Annotated in this window: 15 protein-coding genes; 9 read left to right on the top strand and 6 right to left on the bottom strand. The window is 67.1% G+C overall.

Going from position 1 to position 18,134, the window contains the following annotated elements; translation table 11 throughout:
* Positions 1–261: 261 nt before the first annotated feature.
* Positions 262–1,125, top strand: coding sequence for an HAD-IB family hydrolase (locus JZ792_RS37320; RefSeq protein WP_216917609.1), 864 nt, complete (start codon positions 262–264; stop codon positions 1,123–1,125).
* A gap of 477 nt (positions 1,126–1,602) precedes the next feature.
* Here JZ792_RS37320 and JZ792_RS37325 read toward each other — a convergent pair whose 3' ends face one another.
* The 5 genes from JZ792_RS37325 to JZ792_RS37345 form a co-directional block, all read right to left on the bottom strand.
* On the bottom strand, positions 1,603–2,349 hold the full coding sequence (locus JZ792_RS37325; RefSeq protein WP_216917610.1) for a Fic family protein: 747 nt from the start codon (positions 2,347–2,349) through the stop codon (positions 1,603–1,605).
* Positions 2,350–2,376: 27 nt separating this feature from the next.
* The gene (locus tag JZ792_RS37330; RefSeq protein ID WP_216917611.1) at positions 2,377–4,062 is read right to left on the bottom strand and encodes a dipeptide ABC transporter ATP-binding protein; all 1,686 of its coding nucleotides are present in this window, start codon (positions 4,060–4,062) and stop codon (positions 2,377–2,379) included.
* Entirely contained in the window at positions 4,059–5,024 is a 966-nt protein-coding gene (locus JZ792_RS37335; RefSeq protein ID WP_216917612.1) for an ABC transporter permease, read from the bottom strand. The genes JZ792_RS37330 and JZ792_RS37335 overlap by 4 nt, the downstream gene beginning before the upstream one ends.
* Complete coding sequence (locus JZ792_RS37340; RefSeq protein ID WP_216917613.1) at positions 5,017–5,943, bottom strand: ABC transporter permease; 927 nt, start codon at positions 5,941–5,943, stop codon at positions 5,017–5,019. Before JZ792_RS37340 ends, JZ792_RS37335 begins: the two co-directional genes overlap by 8 nt.
* Before the next feature lie 64 nt (positions 5,944–6,007).
* On the bottom strand, positions 6,008–7,615 hold the full coding sequence (locus tag JZ792_RS37345) for a peptide ABC transporter substrate-binding protein (protein ID WP_254190870.1): 1,608 nt from the start codon (positions 7,613–7,615) through the stop codon (positions 6,008–6,010).
* 368 nt (positions 7,616–7,983) lie between these two features.
* On the opposite strand from JZ792_RS37345, the gene acs reads away from it, so the two are divergent.
* The 6 genes from acs (at position 7,984) to JZ792_RS37375 (ending at position 15,537) form a co-directional block, all read left to right on the top strand.
* The gene (gene acs / locus JZ792_RS37350; RefSeq protein ID WP_216917614.1) at positions 7,984–9,930 is read left to right on the top strand and encodes an acetate--CoA ligase; all 1,947 of its coding nucleotides are present in this window, start codon (positions 7,984–7,986) and stop codon (positions 9,928–9,930) included.
* Between the two features lie 111 nt (positions 9,931–10,041).
* The gene (locus JZ792_RS37355; RefSeq protein ID WP_216917615.1) at positions 10,042–10,485 is read left to right on the top strand and encodes an SRPBCC family protein; all 444 of its coding nucleotides are present in this window, start codon (positions 10,042–10,044) and stop codon (positions 10,483–10,485) included.
* Between the two features lie 112 nt (positions 10,486–10,597).
* Positions 10,598–12,157 (top strand): serine hydrolase, encoded by a 1,560-nt coding sequence (locus JZ792_RS37360; protein ID WP_216917616.1) that lies wholly within the window; start codon positions 10,598–10,600, stop codon positions 12,155–12,157.
* 197 nt (positions 12,158–12,354) lie between these two features.
* Positions 12,355–14,334: a CocE/NonD family hydrolase gene (locus JZ792_RS37365; protein ID WP_216917622.1), complete on the top strand. Its 1,980-nt coding sequence runs from the start codon at positions 12,355–12,357 to the stop codon at positions 14,332–14,334.
* 5 nt (positions 14,335–14,339) lie between these two features.
* A complete protein-coding gene (locus JZ792_RS37370; RefSeq protein WP_216917617.1) occupies positions 14,340–14,522 on the top strand; it encodes a hypothetical protein in 183 nt (60 codons plus the stop codon).
* Positions 14,523–14,634: 112 nt separating this feature from the next.
* On the top strand, positions 14,635–15,537 hold the full coding sequence (locus tag JZ792_RS37375; protein ID WP_216917618.1) for a dienelactone hydrolase family protein: 903 nt from the start codon (positions 14,635–14,637) through the stop codon (positions 15,535–15,537).
* A 220-nt stretch (positions 15,538–15,757) separates the two neighbouring features.
* On the opposite strand, the gene JZ792_RS37380 is transcribed toward JZ792_RS37375, so the two are convergent.
* A complete protein-coding gene (locus JZ792_RS37380) occupies positions 15,758–16,531 on the bottom strand; it encodes a maleylpyruvate isomerase family mycothiol-dependent enzyme (RefSeq protein WP_308165608.1) in 774 nt (257 codons plus the stop codon).
* A 247-nt stretch (positions 16,532–16,778) separates the two neighbouring features.
* Here JZ792_RS37380 and JZ792_RS37385 point away from each other — a divergent pair, with 247 nt between their 5' ends.
* Both JZ792_RS37385 and JZ792_RS37390 read left to right on the top strand, forming a co-directional pair.
* On the top strand, positions 16,779–17,456 hold the full coding sequence (locus JZ792_RS37385; protein ID WP_216917619.1) for a hypothetical protein: 678 nt from the start codon (positions 16,779–16,781) through the stop codon (positions 17,454–17,456).
* Positions 17,446–18,021, top strand: a complete 576-nt coding sequence (locus JZ792_RS37390) for a DUF6529 family protein (protein ID WP_216917620.1) — start codon at positions 17,446–17,448, stop codon at positions 18,019–18,021. Before JZ792_RS37385 ends, JZ792_RS37390 begins: the two co-directional genes overlap by 11 nt.
* Positions 18,022–18,134: the final 113 nt, after the last annotated feature.

The following is an 18,134-nucleotide window of genomic DNA, read 5'->3' on the forward strand; positions in this document are numbered from 1 at the left end:
GTTCAGCCCCGGGGGGTCGGGCTGAACGCGCCTGGACTATGTCCAGGTGCCAGCAATACTACACCCAAGTCCCGCCCAGAACGCAAGTCTGACGCGGGAGAACTTTGTCGTACCCACCGGCCCGGCAGGCCTCCGGCAAACCTCCGGCGTCCGGCTTCCCGGCCCGCGAACAAGGGGTCGCGCGGCATACGATTCGGCCGGCGAGAGCGCCCGGGCAGCGTCCGGACGTGCGCGCCCGACACGAGCACCTATCCTGTACGAGTGACGGGCCAGGGCGAGCACAGATCGGTTCCGGACCGGACCGCGCCGTTCACGGCGTCTCCGGACGAACCGACCGCTGCGCGGGTCGCCGCGTTCTTCGACCTGGACAAGACGGTGATCGCGAAGTCGAGCACCTTCGTGTTCAGCAAGCCGTTCTTCGCACAGGGACTGCTCAACCGCCGCGCCGTATTGGAAAGCAGCTACGCGCATTTCCTGTTCCTGCTCTCCGGCGCCGACCACGATCAGATGGAGCGGATGCGCGCCCACCTGACCGATATGTGCGCGGGCTGGGACGTCGAACAGGTGAAATCCATTGTGGCCGAGACGTTGCACGAGCTCGTGGACCCGCTCGTCTACGCCGAGGCCGCCGATCTCATTGCCGACCACAAGATCCGGGGCCACGATGTCGTCATCGTCTCGGCCTCCGGCGAGGAGATCGTCGGTCCGATCGCCGAAGTGCTCGGCGCGTCGCACACCGCGGCGACCCGGATGGTGGTGGAGAACGGCGCGTACACCGGCGAACTGGAGTTCTACTGTTACGGCGAGGGCAAGGTGACCGCGATCGAAAAGCTCGCGGCCACTGAGGGTTACGATCTCGCCCAGTGCTACGCGTACTCCGATTCGGTCACCGATATCCCCATGTTGAGCGCGGTCGGCCACCCCACGGCGGTGAATCCGGACCGCGCGCTGCGACGCGAGGCGACGGCGCGGGGCTGGCCGATTCTGACCTTCTCCAATCCGGTCTCGCTGTGGGCGAGGTTCCAGACTCCCTCCTCGACCACGGTCGCCGCGACCGCCGCGGTCGGCCTCAGCGCGATAGTCGCGGGCGCGATCACCTACCGGATCCTGCGCGGGCGGCGCTGAAACCCAACGGTCCCCGCGGGGCGACCAGGGCAGGCCGGACGGGCGATCCGACCACGAAACGCCGGGTGACACCCCGGATATTCAATGCTTGACGAAGCCTTGAAGTGAGACCCGTCACAGTGTAGAAAGGTAGCTACGGAGGGCGAAAGGCCAAGGCTGGACCGGAAGAGAAGGTCGAGTCTCCCGATCGTACTTCCCAGCACGGACACCAGGCACCCACGCGGAGCACGCCGCTACAAGGGCAGAAGCGTTGTGGGCCTGCGAGATTCGGATTCCGGCGGCGAGAGCCTCGCACAGGTTGCGGGGATTAACCGACGAAGTCCGGAGCATCGCCGAGGCCGCAGAACACAACCCACCGAGCACGCCTGGTAACCGGGTAGTCCGTGCTAGCGGGCGGTGAGGTCGTCGTCGACTACGCCGCCCGCTTCGATGTCCGCACTCCCTCGGGGCATTCCCCGCGCGATCATCGCGCGGAACTCATCCGGCGGCCGAATCCGCGATCGAGGTAGCCTCTCGCGCGCCGTCCTCCAGCGCCCCGCAGCACAGGATCGTCCAGCCTCCCACCGCGTCCGGGGTTCCCGTGGCGAATCCGGCGGCCGCGTCGAGGTAGGCCTGCCGTCGCCGCAACCAGAACACCTCGGGCACACCGAGGCCGTGCGGGTCCAGCCCACTCGACACGGCGACCAGCCGCGACGCGGCGCGCGCGACGACACCGTCGGCGCTGCCGAAGGGACGGAGCGTGAGCAGTTCGCCGTGCACCACCGCCGCGATGACGGGGGCGGGCGCGGTGGAGCCCAGGACGGTCTGCGCGAGCAGATCCAGGCGCTCGGAAATCCCCCGGTCGGCACGCGGACGGCCGAGCAGCGTCTCGTCCTCGACCATATCGGCGGCGGCGAGCAGATGCAGTCGTGCCAGCGCCTGTAGCGGCGCACGTTGCCAGACGCCGACCAGGTTGCGCAGCGCGTCGCCGTCGAGGGCCTGTCCCACCCGGAGTGCCCCGGCCAGGATCGGATCATCGACGTGACCGTCGGGGCGGAGTTCGGTACTGCCACCGTCGACGGCCGAGGACGAACGCGCGGCCCGCACCGCGGCTTCGGCGGCGGTGGTCGCCCAGCCGCGCCGATTCGATTTGTGCCTGTGCACCGCGGCGAGCGCGTCACGGGCACGGTCGGCGGCATCGCGGACGCCGGGCAGGTCGACCAAGGGCTGTAGCGGATCGGTCACGGAATACGAGGCTAGCCGTCGCCCGATTCACCCCGTCAACAGGTCACGCCCGGGTATGGCCTCCAGCAGCCGCCGCGTGTACTCCTCTTTCGGACTGTCGAACACCTCGCTCGTGGGAGCGGACTCCACCACCCGGCCCGCCCGCATGACCAGCACCTCGTCCGCGATCTGGCGGACAACGGCCAGGTCGTGGCTGATGAACAGGTACGACAGCCCGAGTTCGGCTTGCAGGTCGTTGAGCAATTTCAGGATCTGCGCCTGAACCAGGACATCCAGTGCCGAGACCGCCTCGTCGCAGACCACGACCTCGGGGGAAAGCGCGAGCGCGCGCGCCACCGCCACCCGCTGCCGCTGACCGCCCGACAGTTCGTTCGGGTAGCGACGCATCACCGAATGCGGCAGCGACACCTTGTCGAGCAGATCGCGCACCGCGGTCTCACGTTCCCTCGCCGTGCCGATCCGATGGGTGCGCAGCGGTTCCTCGATCGTGCGGAAGATCGAGTACATGGGATCGAGGGAACCGTACGGGTCCTGGAAAATCGGCTGCACCCGGCGACGGAAGGCGAAGGCGCCCTTGCGATCCAGTGTCGCGATCTGCTGACCGTCGAAGGTCACCGAGCCCGAGGTCGGCTCGAGCAGGCCGAGGACCATCTGCGCCAGCGTCGACTTGCCCGAACCGGATTCGCCCACTATCGCGGTGGTCGTGCCGCGCTTCAGCCGGAATCCGACATCGTCGACCGCCCTGAACACGGTCGACGACCATGGTCGCGCGCCCCGGATCGCGAACTCCTTGGTCAGATTCCGCGCGACCACCACATCGGTGGGGGCGTCACCGCCCGCGTCCTCGGCGACTCGAACCGCCTGTTCACGCACCGCTATGCGCTCACGTACCGAGGACAGTCGCTGCGAGGCCAGCGAGGGCGCCGAAGCGACGAGTCGCTTGGTGTAGAGATGTCGGGGGTCGCGCAGAATACGCAGCGCCGGACCGGATTCCACCACCTTGCCCCGATACATCACCACGAGGTGTTCGGCGCGTTCGGCGGCGAGTCCGAGGTCGTGGGTGATGAGCAGCACGGCGGTGCCGAGTTCGGTGGTCATCGCGGCGAGATGGTCGAGGATCTGACGTTGCACGGTGACGTCGAGCGCGGACGTCGGTTCGTCGGCGATCAACAGTTTGGGCCTGCACGCCAACCCCATCGCGATCAGCGCGCGCTGACGCATCCCGCCGGAGAATTCGTGCGGATACTGGTTGACGCGGCGCTGGGCGTCGGGCATTCCCGCTTCCTCGAGCAGTTCGACGGCACGCCGCGCGGCCGCCTTACCTTTCGCGATCCCATTGGCTTCCAATGTCTCCCGGATCTGGAAGCCGACTTTCCACACCGGATTCAGATTCGACATCGGATCCTGCGGCACGAGCCCGATGCCCCTGCCTCGCACCGCGACGATGTCCTTCTTCGACGCCCCGGTCAGGACTTTGCCGTCGAAGACGATGGAACCCGAGGTCACCCGGCCCGTGCCTGGCAGCAGGTCGATGACGCTGTGCGCGGTGGTCGTCTTGCCCGAACCCGATTCGCCGACGATCGCGACGGTCTGGCCGGGATAGACCGAGAGACTCACCCCGCGCACGGCGGGAACCTGTTGTCCCTCCGAGGTGAAACAGACGGTGAGGTCGTCGATCTCGAGCAGGGGGCGGTCGGATATCTCCCCGGTCATCGTTTCCTCGCCTTCGGATCGAGCGCGTCACGCAGGGCGTCGCCGAGCAGGATGAAACTCAGCACGGTCAGCGCCAGTGCCGTCGCGGGATAGAACAGGATCGGCGAACCGCCACGCAGTTGTTGCTGGTTGGTGTCGATATCCGAACCCCAGGAGACGACGGTGCGCGGCAGTCCGACGCCGAGGTAGGACAGCGTAGCCTCGGTCACGATGAAGACCCCGAGCCAGATCGTGGTGACCACGATCAGCGGTCCGGCCGAATTCGGCAGCACGTGACGTATCAATACGCGTATTCGCGAGACACCCAATGCTTTCGCCGCGGTGACGTACTCGCTGTTCTTCGACTCGATGACGGCGCTGCGCGTGATGCGAGCGGCCTGCGGCCAGGTGAACACGGCCAGAATCACGATGACGGTCCAGATGGTGCGCTGGTCGAGCAATTGCATGATCACGATCGCCGCCAGCATGAGCGGGATGGCGAAGAAGATCTCCGCGATACGCGAGACGACCGAATCGAGCAGGCCGCCGTAGAAACCGGCCAGCGCGCCGAGTGTTCCGCCGATGAGAAGGAACATCGCGGTGGCGCCCAATCCGGTCAACACCGATGCGCGGGCACCGTGAATGGTCCGCGCGAAGACGTCGCACCCCTGTTTGTCGAACCCGAAGGGATGACCGGGTCCACGCGGATCCATGCTGAAATCGCCGTGGCAGTAGCGCGGATCCTGGTCGGTGAACAGTCCGGGCCACACCACCATGAGCACGACGACCACGATCATCACCGCGGCGACGAGGAAGATCGGATTGCGCCGCAATTGACGCCAGGCGTCGCTGAGAATGCCGCGCGGCGCGCCCGATTCCTCCACCCGATCGGTGGCGAGTACTTCCACCTCGTCGGGCGCGGCGAGGAAATACGGCTGGCGCGGCCCGGATTTCTCCGTTGAATTCTTACCCGGATCAGGCATAGCGGATCCTCGGGTCGAGCGCGGCGTACAGCAGATCGACGACCAGATTCGCGATCAGGAAGACGACGATCAGCACCGTCACGAAGGAGACGACGGTCGGCGGCTCACCGCGCGTGATCGCCTGGTACAGCGTGCCGCCGACACCGGGAATATTGAAGATGCCCTCGGTGACCACGGCCCCGCCGATCAGCGCGCCGAGGTCGGCGCCGAGAAAGGTGATTACCGGAATCAAGGAATTGCGCAGGATGTGCACGGTGACCACGCGCGGTCTGCCCAGTCCCTTCGCGGTGGCGGTGCGGACATAGTCGGCGGACATGTTCTCCGCCACCGAGTTGCGCGTCAGCCGAAGCACGTACGCGAACGACAGCGACCCGAGGACGAGCGCGGGAACGAGCAGTTCCCCGAAACTCGCGTGCCCGGTGACGGTCACCGGAGCGATTCCCCATTTCACGCCGAGCAGGAATTGGGCGAGGAATCCGGTGACGAAAATCGGCACCGCGATGATGATCAGGCTGACCACCAGCATGGTCGAATCGAACAGCCTGCCTTTGCGCAGGCCCGCGATCAGGCCGAAGATCACGCCGAACACGCCTTCGATCAGCACCGCCATCAACGCGAGTTTGATCGTGACCGGGAAGGCGCGGGCGAGTTCGTCACGCACCGGCCTGCCGGAGAACGCGGTGCCGAAATCGAGGGTGACGATCCCCTTCAGGTAGAGCAGGTACTGCACGAAGAACGGCTCGTCCAGGTGGTACCGCGCCCGGAGTTGGGCTTCCACCGCGGGGGTCATCGGTTTATCTCCCGCGAGCGCCTGGATCGGGTCACCGGGAACAAGGAAAACCATCGCGTAGACGAGCAACGTCGCCCCGAGGAAAACCGGGATCATCTGGAGTAGACGCCGCACGATGTACCAGGCCATATCGTCTCCTGGGTGAACGGCGCGGCCGTGCCGCCGGAGGTGGCGGCACGGCCGTGCCTGGCGGCTACTTCTCGATATTCTCGAAGTCGAACAGGCCGTTCCACGCCAATTCGGCCTTGGTCACCCGGTCCGAGTGCCCGGCGGCCGCGACGTAGTCGAATATCGGGATATCGGCCATATCCCTGATCAACAGGGCTTGGGCCTGTGCCACGATCCGGTAGGACTCCTCCTGGGTCGGCGCGGCGAGCGCGGCGTCCAGCAGTCGGTCGAATTCGGGATTCTTGTAGTCGACGTTGTTCGTATCGGAGAAGCTGTAGTACTGCGAGGTCAAGAATTGCAGCATGGTCGGGTAATCGCCCTGCCAGCCGTACCGGAACGATTTACCGATCGTTCCGGCGTTCACGAGATCGCGGATGTTCTTGAACGTCGGATACGGCGTGCCGACCGCGTCGATGCCGAGGGTGTTCTTCACACTGTTGGCCACGGCCTCGATCCAGGCCTGATGACCGCCGTCGGAGTTGTAGGCGATCTCGTAGCGGCCGGTCCACGGCGCGATCGCGTCGGCCTGCGCCCACAACCGCTTGGCCTCGGTCGGGTTGTATTTCAGCACTTCCGAACCGGGCAGATTGCCGTCGAATCCGGGCAGGGTGCTCGCGGTGTAATCACGGGCGGGCAGCCTGGTTCCGTTGAAGATGGTCTCGCAGATCTGTTCCCGGTTGATCGCCATCGAAATCGCCCGGCGGCGAAGCAAACCCTCCTCGCCGCTGAAATGCGGCACAGCGGCCTGGACCCCGATGTGTTGATTCTGCGCGGTGGGCTTGGTGATGGCGCGGTCGCCGAGATCGGCTTCGTAGGTGGTCAGCGCGCTGTCGGGAATGGTGTCGAGGGTGTCGAGATTGCCCGCTTGCAGATCGGAGTACGCGGTGTCGAAGGACTGGTACATGACGAAACGCAGACCCTTGTTCTTGGCCGGGCGGCCGCCGCGATAGTCCGGATTCGGCACGAGGTCGATCTTGACGTTGTGCTCCCACGCGCCGGTATTCGCGAACTTGTACGGCCCGTTGCCGATCGGGTTCTCGCCGAAGGCCCGCATATCGGCGAACGCGGATTCGGGCAGCGGATAGAACGGCGCGTAGCCGAGTTCGGTCTCGAAGTCGATGGACGGCTGCTTCAACTCCACGGTGAACGTACGATCGTCGACGACCTTCAGGCCCGACATCGTCTGTGCCGTCGGCTTTTCCGCCGACACTTCGTCGAATCCGGCGATCGGGGTGAAGACGTAACTCTGTAACTGCGCGTTGGCGCCGAGCGCCCCGTAGTTCCAGGCATCGACGAAGGACTTCGCCGTGACCGGGGTGCCGTCGGTGAACTTCCAGTCCGGTTGCAGGACGATGCGATAGTTCTTGCGATCTGTCGTCGTGATGGATTCGGCCATCTCGTCGTGGGCGACACCCTTGTTGTCGTAGTACTTCAGACCCGCGAACAATCTGTCGACGACCCGCCCGCCGTAATTCTCGTTGGTATTGGTTGGTACCAGCGGATTCTGCGGCTCACCGCCGTTGGTGGTGACGATGGCGGGATCGGCGGTGTCGCTGGAGGAACACGCGGACAGTCCGAGGCCAGAGGCCAGTACCAGCGCCGCGGTCAACGCGGTAACTCTGTGGAATCTCAACGCGTTCTCCCGAATTCGGCATCGAGCGGTTCGGCGGGCACGCGAGGACCATGGTGTGCCCGATCCGATCCACCAGGAACGTTTCGGAGATTAGCCATCGGTGGCGGCGCTGTCACCGGATCGAGCAAGGTTCGGTGTGCTTGTTACCAATGCGGCAACATGAGAGAAACAGGGAAAGATCGCCGATCGGCCGAAGGTTCGCCGTCGTCCGAGGTGGTGGGCGGGACCGTCGGGCGACGTCGATTCCGGCGAACGAGACAGTTCCGAAACCCGGTGGACACACCCGGCCCGGCGGCGTCGGCCGTTGACTACTGTCGAACCGGCCGCGTCGAACAGTGCGCCCAGGTTACGTGGAAAGAAGAGGCGAGATGACCGAAACGAACGCCGATCACAACGACTCGTACCCACCGACCACGGAGTTCGCCGCCGCGGCGAATGCCGATGTCTCGTTGTATGAACGAGCCGCGGCCGACCGCGAAGGATTCTGGGCCGAGCAAGCCCAGCGCCTGCACTGGCACCAACCCTTCACCCAAGTCCTGGACTGGACCGACGCCCCGGTCGCCACCTGGTTCGGCGGCGGGCAACTCAACGTCGCCTACAACTGCCTCGACCGCCACGTCATCGACGGACACGGCGACCAGGTCGCCATCCACTTCGAAGGCGAACCCGGCGACACCCGCGCCCTCACCTACGCCGAACTGCTCGCCGAAGTCTCCCGGGCAGCCAACTACCTCACCCAATTGGGCCTGGTCGCGGGCGACCGCGTCGCCATCTACATGCCCATGATCCCCGAAGCCATCATCGCCATCCTGGCCTGCGCCCGCCTCGGCCTGACCCACTCGGTCGTCTTCGCCGGATTCTCCCCCACCGCACTACGCCAACGCATCGACGACGCACAAGCCCGACTCGTCATCACCACCGACGGACAATGGCGACGCGGCACCCCCGCCCCCCTCAAGGACGCCGTCGACCAAGCACTCACCACCGACGACGCACCCCACACCGTCGAACACGTCCTCGTGGTTCGCCGCACCGGCATCGAGGTCCCCTGGACCGAAAACCGCGACCTGTGGTGGCACGACACCATCGCCCACGCCTCACCCACCCACCAAGCCCAACCCTTCGACGCCGAACACCCCCTGTTCATCCTCTACACCTCCGGCACCACCGGAAAACCCAAAGGCATCCTCCACACCAGCGGCGGCTACCTCACCCAAACCAGCTACACCCACCACACCGTCTTCGACCACAAACCCGACACCGACATCTACTGGTGCACAGCCGACATCGGCTGGATCACCGGACACTCCTACATCGTCTACGGACCACTGTCCAACCGCGTCACACAGGTCGTCTACGAAGGCACCCCGAATTTCCCCGACGAACACCGCCACTTCCAGATCATCGAGAAATACGGTGTCACGCTCTACTACACCGCTCCCACTCTCATCCGCACCTTCATGAAATGGGGACGCCAGATCCCCGACACCCACGATCTGACCAGCCTGCGCCTGCTCGGTTCGGTCGGCGAACCCATCAACCCCGAAGCCTGGCGCTGGTACCGCGACGTCATCGGCGCCGGCACAACCCCCATCGTGGACACCTGGTGGCAGACCGAAACCGGCGCCATCATGATCTCCCCCCTCCCCGGGGTGACCGCCACCAAACCCGGCGCGGCCATGACACCGCTGCCCGGTATCTCGGCCCAGGTGGTGGACGAAGAAGGCACACCGGTCCGACACGGCGAAACCGAAGCCAACGGCTACCTGGTACTGGACCAGCCGTGGCCATCGATGCTGCGCGGTATCTGGGGCGACATGGACCGTTACCGCGAAACCTACTGGACCCGCTACGCCGACCAAGGCTGGTACTTCGCCGGTGACGGCGCCAAACTCGACACCGACGGCGACCTGTGGATCCTCGGCCGCGTCGACGACGTCATGAACATCTCCGGACACCGCATCTCCACCGCCGAAGTCGAATCCGCCCTCGTCGCACACCCCGCCGTCGCCGAAGCCGCCGTCGTCGGCGCCACCGACCCCACCACCGGACAAGGCATCGTCGCCTTCGTCATCCTCACCGCCGACGCCACCGATACCGGCCAAGCACTCATCACCGAACTCAAAGCCCAAGTCTCCACACAGATCAGCCCCATCGCCCGACCACGCGACATCCACATCGTCCCCGAACTCCCCAAAACCCGCAGCGGCAAAATCATGCGCCGACTCCTCCGCGACGTCGCCGAAGGACGCCAACTCGGCGACACCTCCACCCTCGTCGACCCCACCGTCTTCGAATCCATCGCCCGCGGGTGATCCGTCGCGCGGACCCGGCGACGATGAGGGGGCCGGGTCCGCGCGATCAGTACTCCCACGCCCCACCGAAGGACTACTATCGATCATAGTAGACGAGTCGGGAGTTCTCGTATGGAAACCATCACTGTCGAACGCGTGATCGACGCTCCGATCGACCGGGTCTTCGAATGGCTATCCGTCGCAAGCAATTACACGCGGGCACCGATCGTGCTGCGGGAGCGGTTGGTGCGGCCCGGCACGGACGCGCCCTACGGCGAGGGCGCGGTCCGCGTGCTGACCTGGGTCATCGGACGGTTCCGCGAACGCATCACCGCGTATCGACCGCCACACGAATTCGAGTACCTGGTCGAGCGCAGTTTTCCACCCTCGCGCCACGAGGGCGGAAAACTCACCTTCACCGAGGTCGACGGTGGCACGTCGGTGGTATGGACCACCGTGGCCGAGGTGCGACTGCCCTTCGGCGCGGGCGTCGTCACCCGGATAGTGGTGAAGCCGGTGATCTCGTACGTCTTCCGCAGGGTGCTCACCGCCGCGGACCGAGACCTGCGCACCTGACACCTCGCGGAACCTCGCCGACCGCCGACGAAATGTAACGACAACATTGCTGTAGACGGCGCGGGACCGCCGATACCTCCTCGCGCGGCCCGGTACGGACTACCGTTGCGCCATGACGCGACGCCTCCGCGCGGTAGCCATGATCTCCTTGTTCGCCCTGGCAGCGGGCTGTGCGTCGCCCGCCGACGACGCCACCACCACCACCACCGCTCCCGCCACCACGACCACCGGACAGGTGCCACCCAATCGGGTGGTCGGGCTGGCCCTGCCGGACAACGCCGTCGAGGTTGCCGTGGGTCGACTGGACGGACTGGTCGAATCGCTGATGACCGAATCCGGCATCCCGGGGATGGCGGTGGCCGTCGTCCACGGCGGGAAGACCGTGTACAGCAAGGGGTTCGGTGTGCGCGCGGCGGGCGGTGCCGAACGCGTCGACGCCGACACCGTGTTCCAGCTGGCCTCGGTGTCGAAATCCGTGGCGGCGACGGTGGTCGCGCACCAGGTGGGGACCGGGTCGGTGGAGTGGGAGACCCCCATCGTGTCGAAATTGCCGTGGTTCGCACTCGGCGATCCGTACGTGACGGCGAACGTCACCGTCGGCGATATGTTCTCCCACCGCAGCGGGCTGCCCGAGCACGCGGGCGACCGCCTCGAGGATATGGGCTTCGACCGTCGGCAGGTGCTGGAGAAATTGCGGCTCGAACCGCTGGACCCGTTCCGGATCACCTACCAGTACACCAATTTCGGTGTGACCGCCGCGGCCGAGGCCGTCGCTACGGCGGCGGGCACGGACTGGGCGCGACTGTCCGACGACACCGTGTACGCACCGCTCGGCATGACGTCGACGAGTTCGCGCTTCGCCGATTTCGTCGCGCGACCGAACCGGGCGGTGGGACATATGTCGGTCGACGGCCGCTGGGTCGCCCAGGCCGTCCGCGATCCCGACCCGCAGTCACCCGCGGGTGGTGTGAGTTCCTCGGTGAACGATATGACCCGGTGGCTGACGACGCTGCTCGCGCCGCCGCAGGCGCTATTGCCCGCGATCACCCCGCAGATCATCTCCGCCCCGGCCACCGCCCCCGACGCGCGGGCGGGGTTCTACGGATTCGGCTACAACGTCTCGACCACCTCGGCGGGGCGCGTCACCTACGGCCATTCCGGGGCCTTCGCGCTCGGCGCGGCCACGAATTTCCTGGTCGTACCGTCCGCCGACGTGGCGATCGTGGCCCTGACCAATGCCGCGCCGATCGGGGTGCCCGAGACGTTGACGGCCGAATTCGCCGACATCCTGCAATACGGCGAGGTCCGCGAGGACTGGCGCGCGCTGTACCGCGACGCCTTCGCGGGAATGGATCGGCCCGAAGGCGATCTGGTCGGCACACCGGCACCGGCTAATCCCGCGCCGCCCCGGCCATTGGCGTCCTACGTCGGAATCTACGCCAACGACTACTGGGGACCGGCGACCGTCACCGACAACGCGGGCACGCTGACCTTGACGCTCGGCCCCGCGAACCGGACCTACCCGTTGAAGCACTGGGACGGCGACACCTTCACCTTCGAGTTGCTGGGCGAGAACGCCCCGCCGGGCACCATCTCCCGGGCGACTTTCGCGGGCGACACCATGACCGCGGAGTATTTCGACGAGGAAGGACTCGGCGTCTTCCGTCGCTGAGGCTCCCCCGGCTCGGACAACACCGCAGCGCATCCGGTTCCACGGTTTATCGGTAGCGGATTGCTATGGTCACAGGTATCAGTGACCGGCGGCAGCTGAGGTGGAGGACGCGAGTGGCTCCGAAACGTTGTTCGGCCAAGAGTTTTCGGGTGGTGCTGGGAACGGCGCTCGCGGTGGTCCTCGCCGCCGGACTGGCGATGGGCGCGACACGCGCGCCCGCACCGGCGCTGATCTCCTCGGTCGAGGAATGGACCGCACTGCACGACGGACCGCAGCCCTTTCCCGACATTCGCATCGAATCCGACGTGCCGATCACCATGAACGACGGCGTCGTGCTCAAGGCGAACGTGTACCGGCCCGTCGACGCGGCGGGCCGCACGCCGGAGACGCCGATGCCCGCGCTGGTCACCATGACGCCTTACACCAAACTCATGGCCAACCTCATCGACTCGGCGCTGGCGGTTCCAGGATTACAACCGCTCACCGTCGACCTGGCGAACCGGTTCAATCTGTCCGGCACCCCCATCAGCGGTTTCGGTGATCTGCTGCACGCCTTGGACGGCGGCACGGTGCAGACGGTGCTCGGCGTCGACCGGAAGCTGGTGCGCAGTGGCTACACGCTCGTCGTCGTCGACGTGCGCGGCACCGGATTCTCTCAGGGCGCGTGGGACACCCTCGGCGCACGCGAACAACTCGATACCCGCGAGGTGATCGAGTGGGCGGCGCGCCAGAGCTGGTCGGACGGAAATGTCGGCATGACCGGCGGTTCCTACGCGGGGATCAACCAACTCCGGGCCGCCGAGGACGCGCCGCGACCGCTGAAGGCCATCTTCCCCGTCGTTCCCGGTAGCGACCTCATGCGCGACGTGGTCGCCCCGGGCGGCGGTGTCGGAGCCACCTTCCTGCCGATGTGGCTCAATTCGATCAACCGCGCCAAGATGGTGCCCGACGTGTCGTCGATGCTGCGCGGCACCTTCGACTGGGCATGGCTCGACGAACGCGTCTCCGACCCGTTGACCAATTACGATCTGCTCGTCCAGGCGCTGACCACACCGGCCATGGACGAGATGCAGCCCGAGCTGGAATCGGCGCTGGACGAATCGAGCGCGTTCCGGCAGGGCATTCTCGGTCAGCCGGAGCGAATCACGGTGCCCACCTTCGTCTACGGGGGTTGGCACGACATCTTCGCCAACAGCGCGACCACGATCTACAACGCGATTCCCCTGCCCACCGCACCGGCCGCCGGTGGTGCGATGAAGAAACTCGTCGTCGGGAACACCTACCACGCCAATCCCGGCGCGGGCACCGGCGTCGCGGGCGCACCGCCCCGGCTGGACGTGCTGCAACGCGCCTGGCTGGACCACTGGCTCAAGGGAATCGACAACGGTATCGACGACTTCGGTCCGGTGGTGGTCTGGGAGCAGGGCGGAAGTTGGGTCACGCTGCCCGAATTCCCACAGCCCGGCGTCACCCACCGCCGCGTCTACCTGTCGCCGGACGCCAGCACGACCACGATCGACAGCCTGCACGACGGATCGCTCACCGTGACCGCTCCCGCCGCCGCGCGCACCCTGACCGTCGCACCCGGACTGTCCAACGCGTGTTCGCGCGACGCGGCCCAGGGATCGGCGGGTATCGCGTCCGCACTCGACGTGTGCGCCAAGGATTCCCGGGTCGCGGAGACCGACGCGCTCACCTTCACCAGTGCCCCCGTCACCGCCGACACGGTGATCTCGGGCCCGATCAACGCCCACCTCACGACCGTCTACGACACCACCGACGGCTACTGGAGTGTGACCGTCAACGACGTCGCGCCCGACGGCACCTCCACCGTGCTGAGCACCGGCCAGCTGACCGCGTCGATGCGCGCGATCGACGAGACGAGGAGCACCCGCTCGGCCAACGGCGATCTCACCGCGCCGTTCAACCCGATCACCGCGGCGAGTCACCTGCCCGTGGTCCCCGGCGAACCGGTCGCACTCGATATCGCCGTCATCCCCACCCAGGCGGTACTGCGCCCCGGCCACCGTCTGCGGGTCGACGTCTTCGCCGCGAACGCTCCCAAGGCCGTGCCCTTCCGGCCGCTGCTCAATGCCTCCGAGCTGAAACCCCAGCATCTGCTACTGGATCCGAACGCGCCGAGTTTCCTCAATATCCCGACCGACCGACCGCTGTAGTCGCCGTGGCGGTCGGTCACCCGGTCGGCGGGAAACGCGCCTTCCTCACCACCGTCGCGGTGGTGATCATCGCGTGCGCCGTGCACTACGGCAGCGGTGCCGACCATTCCGGGATCGCGATCGCCTGCGCGGGGGTGGCGGTGCTGGCGATCTTCGAGCTGGTGGTCAGGATGGGCCGTCGTGGCTGAGCGTGCCGCCGTGGTTCCGGACGGCACGGGCACGGTGAATTTCGCGAGAATTGCCGTGAACCGCGAGGTCGACGCCACGGCGCGCACGGTGGATCCGATCTACCGTTGACCCGTGGAGCCATTGCAGCGCTATGTCGCCGAAGAGATCGCCACCGACCACGCCGAGGGATTGCTGCCCCGCCGCGAAGCATTGCGCCGACTCGGTCTACTCGGCCTCGGCGTGGGCGCGGCCACCGCACTGCTGGCCGCGTGCTCCTCCGGTGACGACACACCGGCCACCGCACCGGCTCCCGCCGCGACCACGACCGCCGCACCGCCCGGCAGTGCCGCGGCGCTGCCGACGACACCGATCACCTATCCCGGCCAGGACGGCCGGACTCTCCAGGGCGCGTGGGCAGCGGCGGCGCAACCGAAGGGCGCGGTGCTCGTCATCCACGAGAATCGCGGCCTCACCGATCACCACCGTTCGGTGGCGGGCCGGTTCGCGGGTGCGGGGTACAGCGCGCTGGCCGTCGATCTGCTCTCCGACCACGGCGGCACCGCCACCTTCACCGATCCGGCCGCGGCGACCGCCGCGCTGACCGGCACACCGCAGGATCGTCTGCTGGGCGATCTGCGCTCGGGTCTGGAGGAACTGGGCAGACGCGCACCGGGAAAGAAGCTCGGCGCCACCGGATTCTGCTTCGGCGGCGGGCTGACCTGGCTGCTGCTCGCCACGGGCACACCGGGATTGGCCGCCGCCACACCGTTCTACGGCCCCTTCCCCGACAACGGTGACCTCGCGAGCACGCGGGCCGCGACGCTCGGGATCTACGCCGCGCAGGACGATCGGGTCAACGCCTCGCGTCCCGCCGCCGAGGCGGCCCTGCAACGCGCGGGCCTGCCGCACCGCGTCTTCACCGCGCCCGATGCCGATCACGCCTTCTTCAACGACACGGGTACCCGCTACCAGCCCGATGCCGCCGCCGAGGCGTGGCGTCGGGTCATCGACTGGTACGGAACCCATCTCGCCTGACCTGTCCCGTCGACGATCGCAGACGGAACGGGCGGATTCGCTCGCCACCCGGCGAAGCACCGCGCCCACGTGGTGCCCGCTAGCGAATCAGCCGATCGAATCCGTCGACGACAGACAAGGCAGCCTCGGCGATTCGTGCCGGACGCAGGGCAGTATGAAAAGCGCTGTGGTTCGGCGTGAACCGAATCCGCCCGGACGCCCTCCCGTGGGCGCATATAGGTCAGAACGGGGTCGTGTCCAACCATCGGTCGAAAACGGCGGTGTCACCGTAGATTTCGAGACCCGGATCGTCGGTGGGGATGCGCCGCAGGATCACCAGTAGCAGCGCGACAGCGGTGCCGCGAAGGGCGACAGCGCCTTTGGCGTGGCCGTGATCCCATTCGATGCCGGTTCCCGCCCCGCGGACGGTCCACTCGCCCGCGGCGTCGAGACCGGGATCGGTGGCGTGCAGGTGCAGCGTCGCGCCGTCGGGGAGGACGGGAACGGGACTGCCGACCAGGGCGGTTTCGAGCACACCGAGCCATTCGGAGATGCCGTCGGCGGCGAGTTCGGGGCTCAAGGTCACCTCGCGGCCCAGGGCGAGCAGGGCGTCCGCGCGGTGGACGGTGGCCTCGTGCAGTCGACGCCGGATCCACCACTCGGCCGGACGCGGCGGGCCGAACGGCGTCCAGATCTCGACATCACCGCCGGTCCGGTCGACCGCGTCCAGAACCAGCCGGGCACTGTCGCTCAGCCACTTCGCGGCGGCGTCGGGTTCCTTGGGCATCGCGCCGTCGGGGACCGCGCGGAAGTCGATGCGTTCGGTGGCGCGATCGGTGATCATCGCGGCGGCCCAGCGATGGCCGCGACCGACGTGGGTCATCAGATTGGCGAGCGACCAGCCGGGGCAGGCCGGAATCGGCGTGGCGGGATCGGCGGTCCGCATCAGTTCGGCGAGCGAGTCGGTTTCGGCGGGCAACGCCGCCCGATAGGCAGCCGTGAGGGATGTCGTCACCGAAACGACACTATCCCTGCCGATTCCGACGGGCACCCCGGCATCGGATCGCCGTGCGCGCTCGGCCGGAGCCCGTCACGCGAATTACCGAGCCGACACGGCGACACGCCGAACGGAGTTGGTCGAAATTCGATCTGAACCTGCGGATGCGCTGTCCCGTTGTCAGTCTGAACAGCGATACCGGCCAGCGTCGAGTCCGGGGATCGCTCGGCCGTGTACGGAATCGGCCGACAATCGAGGAGATCCAATGAAACGTCTCGGGCCATGGCTCACCCTCGGGGTGGTCGCCGTCCTCGGCCTCATCCTGCTCAGCGTCAATATGTCCAAGGAACCGGAACCGACGGCCGCGCAACCGACCGCGACACCCGCGGCGGCGACCACGACCGTCGCCCCGGCGTCGAGTGCTACCGCCGCACCGCCGACGAGCGCCGCTCCCGCACCGGGCGCGTTCCCGGCGCAGGCGGATTACGTCGGCAAGATCGCGCCCGCCGCCGGTGGCGCGCTCACCCTGGAGATCACCGTCGAGGGCGATCGAGCGGTCGCCTACCTGTGCGACGGCGCGTCGATCGAGTCCTGGCTGCGTGGCAGCGCGGTGAACGGTCGCCTCCAGCTGACCGGGAAGAACGACGCGACACTCGACGGCGCCACCACCGGTTCCGGGGTCGGGGGCAGTGTCAGCGTCGCGGGTAAGCGGTGGGATTACACCGCCGCACCCGTGACCCCGCCCGCCGGGCTCTACGTCTACTCCGACAACGGAGTACGGCAGAGCTGGATCGTGGACTCCTCCGGTGCGGTGACCGGCGTGCAGCGCGCCGCCGACGGCACCACCTCCCCCGCACCCGCCCTCGCATCGGACGCGACGGCGCTGGTCGGCGGCAAGAAGATCACGGCGAACAAAGTGAGCGGTGGCGACGATGTCGGCTGACAACACCCTGCCCGGACCCGGAACTCGTTCCGCCACACCGGCACTCGCCATCGTGGTGGCCGTACTGATCGGCGCGGCCGTCGCGGTCGCGCTCGGCGTGTACGGCAAAGCGCACGATCCGCGATTCTTCTCGATCAATGTCGCGGGCTTCTCCAGTCCGACCGCGGTGAAATCCTGGCTCGCCACCCTGGCGGCGGCGCTGGCCGTGTTCCAACTCGGTTCGGCCCTGGCCATGTACGGCAAGATTCCCGGGATCGGCTCACCCCGCTGGCTCGGGCCCGCGCACGTCTGGTCGGGACGACTCGCCGTCGTGGCGACCGTGCCGGTCGCGGTGCACTGCCTGTACGCGTTGGGTTTTCAGGATTACGAGCCCCGCGTGCTGTGGCATTCGCTACTCGGCTGCTTCTTCTACGGCGCCTTCGTCACCAAGATGCTGCTGCTCACCCGCAAGGGCCTGCCCGGCTGGGCGCTCCCCCTCGCGGGCGGTCTGGTCCTGACCGGCCTCATCGGCATCTGGCTCACCTCCGCGCTGTGGTTCTTCCAGAACAACGGCATCATCTTCTGATCGGAACTCCCCCATGAACAACAGCACGACCGACAATCTCGACCGCCGCACCGTGGTCGCCGGTGCGGGCATCCTCGCCGCCGCCACCGCCCTGACCGCCTGCTCCACCTACG

This window comes from Nocardia noduli (assembly GCF_019038455.1).
Classification (GTDB): domain Bacteria; phylum Actinomycetota; class Actinomycetes; order Mycobacteriales; family Mycobacteriaceae; genus Nocardia; species Nocardia noduli.

Excerpts from the sequence above, each read along its gene's own strand:
- JZ792_RS37330 (WP_216917611.1), bottom strand. The coding sequence starts at position 4,062 with ATGACCGGGGAGATATCCGACCGCCCCCTGCTCGAGATCGACGACCTC.
- JZ792_RS37335 (WP_216917612.1), bottom strand. The coding sequence starts at position 5,024 with ATGCCTGATCCGGGTAAGAATTCAACGGAGAAATCCGGGCCGCGCCAG.
- JZ792_RS37340 (WP_216917613.1), bottom strand. The coding sequence starts at position 5,943 with ATGGCCTGGTACATCGTGCGGCGTCTACTCCAGATGATCCCGGTTTTC.
- acs (WP_216917614.1), top strand. The coding sequence starts at position 7,984 with ATGACCGAAACGAACGCCGATCACAACGACTCGTACCCACCGACCACG.
- JZ792_RS37355 (WP_216917615.1), top strand. The coding sequence starts at position 10,042 with ATGGAAACCATCACTGTCGAACGCGTGATCGACGCTCCGATCGACCGG.
- JZ792_RS37360 (WP_216917616.1), top strand. The coding sequence starts at position 10,598 with ATGACGCGACGCCTCCGCGCGGTAGCCATGATCTCCTTGTTCGCCCTG.
- JZ792_RS37365 (WP_216917622.1), top strand. The coding sequence starts at position 12,355 with ATGGGCGCGACACGCGCGCCCGCACCGGCGCTGATCTCCTCGGTCGAG.
- JZ792_RS37385 (WP_216917619.1), top strand. The coding sequence starts at position 16,779 with ATGAAACGTCTCGGGCCATGGCTCACCCTCGGGGTGGTCGCCGTCCTC.
- JZ792_RS37390 (WP_216917620.1), top strand. The coding sequence starts at position 17,446 with ATGTCGGCTGACAACACCCTGCCCGGACCCGGAACTCGTTCCGCCACA.